This is a genomic window from Thalassotalea litorea, from assembly GCF_043642205.1.
GTDB classification, from domain to species: Bacteria; Pseudomonadota; Gammaproteobacteria; order Enterobacterales; family Alteromonadaceae; genus Thalassotalea_A; species Thalassotalea_A litorea.
Genome location: NZ_JBHZSG010000041.1, coordinates 26,534 through 33,363, shown reverse-complemented (window position 1 = coordinate 33,363; position 6,830 = coordinate 26,534). Strand labels below are relative to the sequence as shown.

3 protein-coding genes are annotated in these 6,830 nt (G+C 40.4%); all 3 read right to left on the bottom strand.

Annotated features, from left to right (window positions below; genetic code table 11):
- Positions 1 to 1,340: 1,340 nt before the first annotated feature.
- From ACHUFQ_RS14300 to ACHUFQ_RS14290, 3 genes are read right to left on the bottom strand one after another with little or no spacing between them, the layout of a single operon-like run.
- Positions 1,341 to 2,903 carry a sodium/sugar symporter gene (locus ACHUFQ_RS14300; protein ID WP_394176524.1) on the bottom strand — a complete coding sequence of 521 codons (1,563 nt, stop codon included), beginning with the start codon at positions 2,901 to 2,903 and terminating at the stop codon, positions 1,341 to 1,343.
- Between the two features lie 49 nt (positions 2,904 to 2,952).
- Positions 2,953 to 6,156 carry a glycoside hydrolase family 2 TIM barrel-domain containing protein gene (locus tag ACHUFQ_RS14295; RefSeq protein WP_394176523.1) on the bottom strand — a complete coding sequence of 1,068 codons (3,204 nt, stop codon included), beginning with the start codon at positions 6,154 to 6,156 and terminating at the stop codon, positions 2,953 to 2,955.
- A gap of 12 nt (positions 6,157 to 6,168) precedes the next feature.
- Positions 6,169 to 6,828: a 3-oxoacid CoA-transferase subunit B gene (locus ACHUFQ_RS14290; RefSeq protein ID WP_394176522.1), complete on the bottom strand. Its 660-nt coding sequence runs from the start codon at positions 6,826 to 6,828 to the stop codon at positions 6,169 to 6,171.
- Positions 6,829 to 6,830 lie beyond the last annotated feature (2 nt).

The following is a 6,830-nucleotide window of genomic DNA, read 5'->3' as shown; positions in this document are numbered from 1 at the left end:
TTAAGGTCCATTTACGGCCCTATATTTCATTAATATAGAATGACTATATCAATAAAATCTATGTGGTAACTGAACCTTTGCCCTAACTCTGAGTTGTGCACAAACTTAATGTGATTGGTATAACAACCATGGGGCGTGAATGTTGCACGCAATGCCATTCTCACGATGACTATCAAGACAGCGTATGCTGAACACGGATAGATTTACCGCGGGCCACGCCAGATATGATGGTATAAAGATTGAAAGGAGAAAATGGGTAACGCCTGGATACAAAAAAACCTAGCAATGCTAGGTTTAAAGTTCTCTCTCTATCGAGATCGAGATTGGTACCGGAAGCCGGACTTGAACCGGCACGCCCGCAAAGGCAACGGATTTTGAAAAATGATAACTACATTTAACAACGCTTAGCTAAACATAACAACTCTGTAACCTTCTGATTAGTATAACAGTTGAGAATTCTTAAACAATCTTGCTCCATTGAAAAGCGAGAAAAATGGTTCGAATGGAGGCCTTTGGGGGGCCTCAAAGCGTAAGGGGCTGGGTACAACATATTGTAGTTAGATAACCATTTTCATTAGAGAAGTTCTAAAATGAAAATTAGTCAAATGTCAGCGTTTAAAAGCGTAGTTTGGTTCGAAAGACCCATGGAAAATCTCTTGGTAGTTCTCGAGCAATAAAGAAAGAAGACATTAAACTATGATTAAAATAGAATCAATATACTGTTAGTGAAATTGGAAATTCAATATGCCTAATCATTTACGTCCCGGTGTATATCTAGAAGAAACCCCAAGTGGCTCTAGACCAATCGAGGGTGTCTCCACATCAACGGCAGCCTTTATTGGAAAAGCCTTCAGAGGCCCTGTAAATACCCCCTCACTTATCGGTTCTTGGAATGAGTATGTCAGCCAGTTTGGAGTGTAGTGGCATAGTGATTTAGGCCACATTACTACCTCACTAGAGTAAAGCAAAAAGTCTTCTGGTTTGAGTTCTCCGTTTTCGGAAGGTAGGGGCGTAATTGTATGGGGATAGATTTTCGTTCTTAGCGTGATCCAAAAAATTGTAGCATTTCTGGGTTTAATACGGCGAAGCTTTAGAGTTTGGGTTGAATCAATTATTGAATGAACTGTCAGAGTGGAATATAAACAATTTATTTTTGGCGTAAATATATGCTTTAGTCTAGCCTTTTAATCAGAACTACACGAAATTTAAACTGAACAAATTACGTCGCTACCCTTCAGACTTATGTACAAGGCTGTATAGGTCAGAATTCCAGCTTATACGTAGAACAGATGCATAGTATGTATAGCCTCATGCTATGCAAATTTTATTTTTTGGTATGTTTACCACCAAGTTGCATATAAGGCGATTAGAATCAAAACAACACCAAGCGAGGCGATATTAAACCCTTTACTAGTGTCGAAGTTCACGTCTTCTAATTTCACACTCGAATTACTTGAAGGGGACGGCGTTAATAACGAAACAGCAACACATACGCCTAAACACAATAAAAATACCAAACCAACTCGATCCATAAACGGTAACTGCGGCCATAAAAACTTCAATGCGAGTGAAAATAGTGCCGAACCAATCGCTGCTGCTAGTGCACCACTAGAGCTAGCCTTGCTCCAAAACATTCCCATAACAAAAATAACTACAATCCCCGGAGTGAAAAATCCGGTAAACTCCTGAATGTATTGAAATGCCTGATCAAATTTACCTAGCAGAGGTTCTGCCACAACAAGTGCTATTGACAATGATACTAACGCTGCAATACGTCCGACATGTACGTAGTGACGTTCAGTTTGCGCAGGTTTTAAGCGCGCATAAATATCCATCGTAAAGATTGTCGATATACTATTAGTCATCGATGCTAGCGATGAAACAATAGCTGCGATTAGTGCTGCAAATACTAACCCTTTTATCCCTACAGGCATTAACGACATCATCGAAGGGTAAGCTTGATCAGGTGCTGACAGTTCGGGGTATAAAATGACCGCCGCGATTCCTGGCAATACCACAATAAGTGGCATTAGCAGCTTGAGATATGCCGCAAATGCAATGCCTTTCTGTGCTTCTTTTACATCTTTAGCCGCCAATGCTCGTTGAATTATGTATTGATTAAAGCCCCAATAACTAAAATTCATAACCCACATACCACCTATCAATACCGAAATACCTGGCAGGCTCATATAATGAGAATTCTCTGGCGACAAGATCATATCAAAGTGGTTTGGCGCTTGGTCAGATAGCACACCAAAACCAGCTAAGACTCCTTGACCACCTGAAACGGCATCCAATGCTAGATAACTTAAGAACAGCCCCCCAAATACCAATAGTACTACTTGCAATATGTCTGTGTATGCTACGGCTTTTAAACCACCATATAGTGAATAAGCGATTGAAAATACAGCGAGGAATATCATCCCAAACATCCAGTCAACACCCGCTACCGTTTCAATTGCTAACCCACCTAGCCACAATACTGCGGTCAAATTAACAAAGATATAAACCCCCAACCAAAATAAAGCTAACGTTGTTTTAACTTTGTGATCAAAGCGCTGCTCTAAATATTGTGGCATCGTATAAATGCCATTTTTTAGAAATATCGGTAACATATATTTACCGACAATAATTAGCGTGATAGCGGCCATCCATTCATAAGACGCAATTGCCAAACCAATTGCATAACCAGAGCCTGACATGCCAATAATCTGTTCCGCTGATATATTTGATGCAATGAGAGAAGCACCGATTGCCCACCAGGGGAGAGCCTTAGAAGCGAGAAAGTAGTCTTCAGTATTTTTCCCTCCTTGCTTGTCCTCTCTTGATATCCACAGGGCGAGAATCAGCAACCCCATGACGTAGGCGATAAAAACACCTATATCCAATACTTCTAACTTCACATTAACCTCTTAATATTATTTTTAATTATTTCACTTTTTTAATTGGCCACTATAGATCGTTATGAGTACCTATCCTGACTGTCTTTCCGATTGAAACTGACTGTTGAACAATAGGACTCAGTAAGAATGAGTATTGATAATCTTTTGGCATCAATTGATATTTTTCCCATGCGGTTGCGCCCCAGCTATTGTCGCCACCGACCCCCGTTTGCTTATAATCCACATTCACACTAACTAAGTCTTTTTTCACAATATCAATATAGTGACGCTGGGCTTTTTTAATGCCTGGGTCAAAGTCCTGTAATGGTTGATGATGTGCGCTAAAATCAAACGTCGGGAGGCCGGATATTTTTACGCCGAAGCCATCATTATTCACGAAAGAAGCCCAGCGTATATCACTGCGGTTGCCGTTTTCCTGAGGGCGAATATAGTTAAATGCCAGATCTTCAACTTTGCCCTGATAAAGCCCTACAAATGATGAGCTTTTGCGATCCCAATAATTCTCATGCGGGCCCCGGCCATAATAGGTGACATTGTCAAATTCACTCAGCAATTGAAAATTGCTACCGATGCGCGGTATCGAACTAAATGAATTTTTAGTTCGGTCACCATGAAAGGAAAATGCCACATCAACTTTAATGACACCATCGCTGCTGATGTTATAACGGTAGCTCACCGTTGAATCCACTTCTTGCAATTCCACTTGTTGTTCGAGTACAAGAAGTTTGTCCGTGTGCGAAATGACTCTTATACCAAGCGCTTTTTGATTATAAGTTGCTCTTTTCCAGGGCTGCGCCTTAATTACGTAGGCATTTTCATCTCCTCCAAAATCATTGTCTGTCGGCGCTCGCCACAAATTAAACTTAAGAGGTTGTTTGATTAGTTGAGTTTCTCTCACCTGATAACCAGATAGGTAACCTAATCGATCAAACGTTATTAACGTTTCTCCCGCGTCAATAACGGTCTGCTCACGCTCGCGAACAATTGATATTCCGGCTTTATTTTCTGTAGTAAGCTTATTCAATTCACCCTTTTGTAATTGAATTTGCTCACTTGAAAGTAAGTGGCCTGCATCGATTATCGGTAACCCTTCTTTGGCATAAGCATAGAAATTAATGAAATACTCTTTGCCCTTTTTAAACTTTGGTAATTGACTGGCTAAATCTATCAATGCAGTGCTTTGAGCTCGAACTTCTTTGTTGACGATACCTTCTTTAATCACTTTGCCATCTTCAATAAGGCGCCATTTGATGCTCACATCAGATGAATCAGCAAAGAAACGTTCATTATAAATACTGAACGTCGACTTTGATTGTTTAGCAAAGTGAAAGTCTTGGTAAACCTTTTTAACTTCAAAAAGTGCTGGATGAGGCGTCCTATCCGGATTTACTAACCCGTTTAAGCAAAAGTTATTATCGTGATGCACGCCTTCAGGTTCAAAGTCTCCACCATATCCCCAAAACTCTTCTCCATTATGGTTTTGTGTGATTAAGCCTTGATCCATCCAGTCCCATATAAAGCCGCCTTGCAACTGTCTTTCATTGCGAACAGTGTCCCAGTAGTCTTTAAAGTTGCCACTAGAGTTCCCCATCGCATGGGAATACTCTATCCAGAAAAATGGTCGATTGGGATAATGTCCCAAATATTGTTGCTTAATCCAGTCCATTGATGCATACATCCATGTGACGGCATCTTGATGAGGTCGAGTGTCTTTAGTGTAAATGGATTTCTGTTCGGCTCTTTCGTAGATTGTTAATCGAGAGTCGTCTCGTTGTTTTAGCCAATCGTAACCTTTTACAAAGGTTAAGCCATCACCCGCTTCGTTTCCCATCGACCAAAAAGTTATCGATGGATGGTTTTTATCGCGCTCGACCATTTGCTGTATTCGAGCTAAATGCATCGCTTCAAATTCAGGTTTATTTGCAGGTGTATCCTCTGGCTCATAATAAAACCCGTGCGACTCTATGTTGGCCTCATTTATTACATATAAACCATATTTATCAGCTAGGTGGTAAAAGTACGGGTCATTCGGGTAATGAGACGTGCGAACAGCATTAATATTATTTTCTTTAAACATTTTAACGTCAGCAAGCATGTCTTCTTTACTCACTACGTGTGCTGTGCGCTCGTTGTGTTCATGACGATTAACGCCTTTCAATAATAGAGCTTTACCATTTAACAAAAGTTGACCATCGCTAAGCTCGACTTTTTTAAATCCGATCTGTTCACCGATATATTGAGACGGAGTGCCATCTTGATAACTTATTTTCAGTGAAAGCTGATAGAGACTAGGCGTTTCTGCCGACCAGGCATTGACATGCTTAACAGTCAGCTTCGTATTTATCTCATGTTGCTGATTGGACAAGATTGTGACTGTACGTCTATCTTTTACGACAGGTTTACTAGTCTCAGCCTCGCTTAATTCAATATCAACAGTTAACTGCTTAGCCAGTGCGTCATTGTTTTCAAAAGCAAGTGATAAATCCAGCTGACCATTTTGATAATTATCTGATAGGGTTGTTTTTGCAAAGAAGTCCCTCAAGTATGCATTTGGCGTAGTAAACAAAAATACGTCACGTTCAATTCCGGATACTCGCCAAAAATCCTGATCTTCTAAGTAACTACCGTCACTAAATCGAATCACTTTTACCGCCAATAAATTCTCGTCGGGTTGCAAATACTCTGTGATATTAAATTCTGCTGGAGTCTTAGACCCTTCACTGTAACCCACTTGTTGCCCATTTACGTATAAATAAAATGCTGAATTTACTGCTCCAAAGTGAATAAATACTTGTTTATTTTCCCATTCTGGCGGTATTTGGAACGTTTTCCGGTAAACCCCGGTAGGATTATCATCGCTTGGTACATAAGGCGGATTTTTAGGAAAAGGATATTTGATATTGCTATATATTGGATAATCATAGCCGTGCATTTGCCAATTGCTTGGCACTGGGAGTTGATCCCAAGACAAGTCTTCAAACTCTATTGCGTAAAAGTTGTCCGGCACCGCAGCTGGATTAGCTGACCATAAAAACTTCCAGTTATCGTTTAATAATCTGTAATAAGGTGAGTGACTATAGTTATCGGCTTTGAGTTTATCAGCACTATCAAATGGAATGAAAGTTGCGCGAGGTAGCTCTGTGTTAACTTTATAAATACTTAAATCTTGCCAGTATTCTGATTGCTTTGCGTTAAGGCTAAGTGTATTAAATTGTGCGATTAAAAATGTAAGTAAAATAGTTAAGCGTTTCATTATCGTTTCCGTTCAATCGAATAACATTTCAGGGATGTCTCCCGGAACGACAAGTGTGCCCGCGGTTTTGGCGACTATCTCTTCAACTGAAACGCCAGGAGCTCTCTCTCTTAGAACAAACTCTCCATTGGCAATTTCAAGGTAAGCCAAATCGGTAATAACTTTGGTGATACAGTTAACGCCTGTTAAAGGTAGCGAGCATTTAGCCATTAATTTAGACTCTCCGTCCTTGCTTGCATGTGTCATTGTGACGATAATATTTTCAGCGCCAGCAACTAAATCCATAGCACCTCCCATACCTTTAACTAACTTCCCAGGGATCATGTATGATGCGATATTTCCTTGTTGATCGACTTCGAAAGCGCCAAGCACGGTTACATCAACATGACCACCACGAATCATGGCAAAAGATTGTGCAGAACTAAAAATAGCCGCTCCAGTGGCAGCGGTGACGGTTTCTTTACCGGCGTTTATCATATCTGCATCGACATTGTCTTTATCTGGGTATGGCCCCATTCCTAGCAACCCATTTTCAGATTGCAACATCACTTCTACACCATCAGGTATATAGTTAGCAGCAAGTGTCGGAATACCTATTCCCAAATTGATGTAATCACCGTCGTTAAACTCTTTCGCAACACGCATAGCAATTTGTTTTCTTGTTAATGCCATAA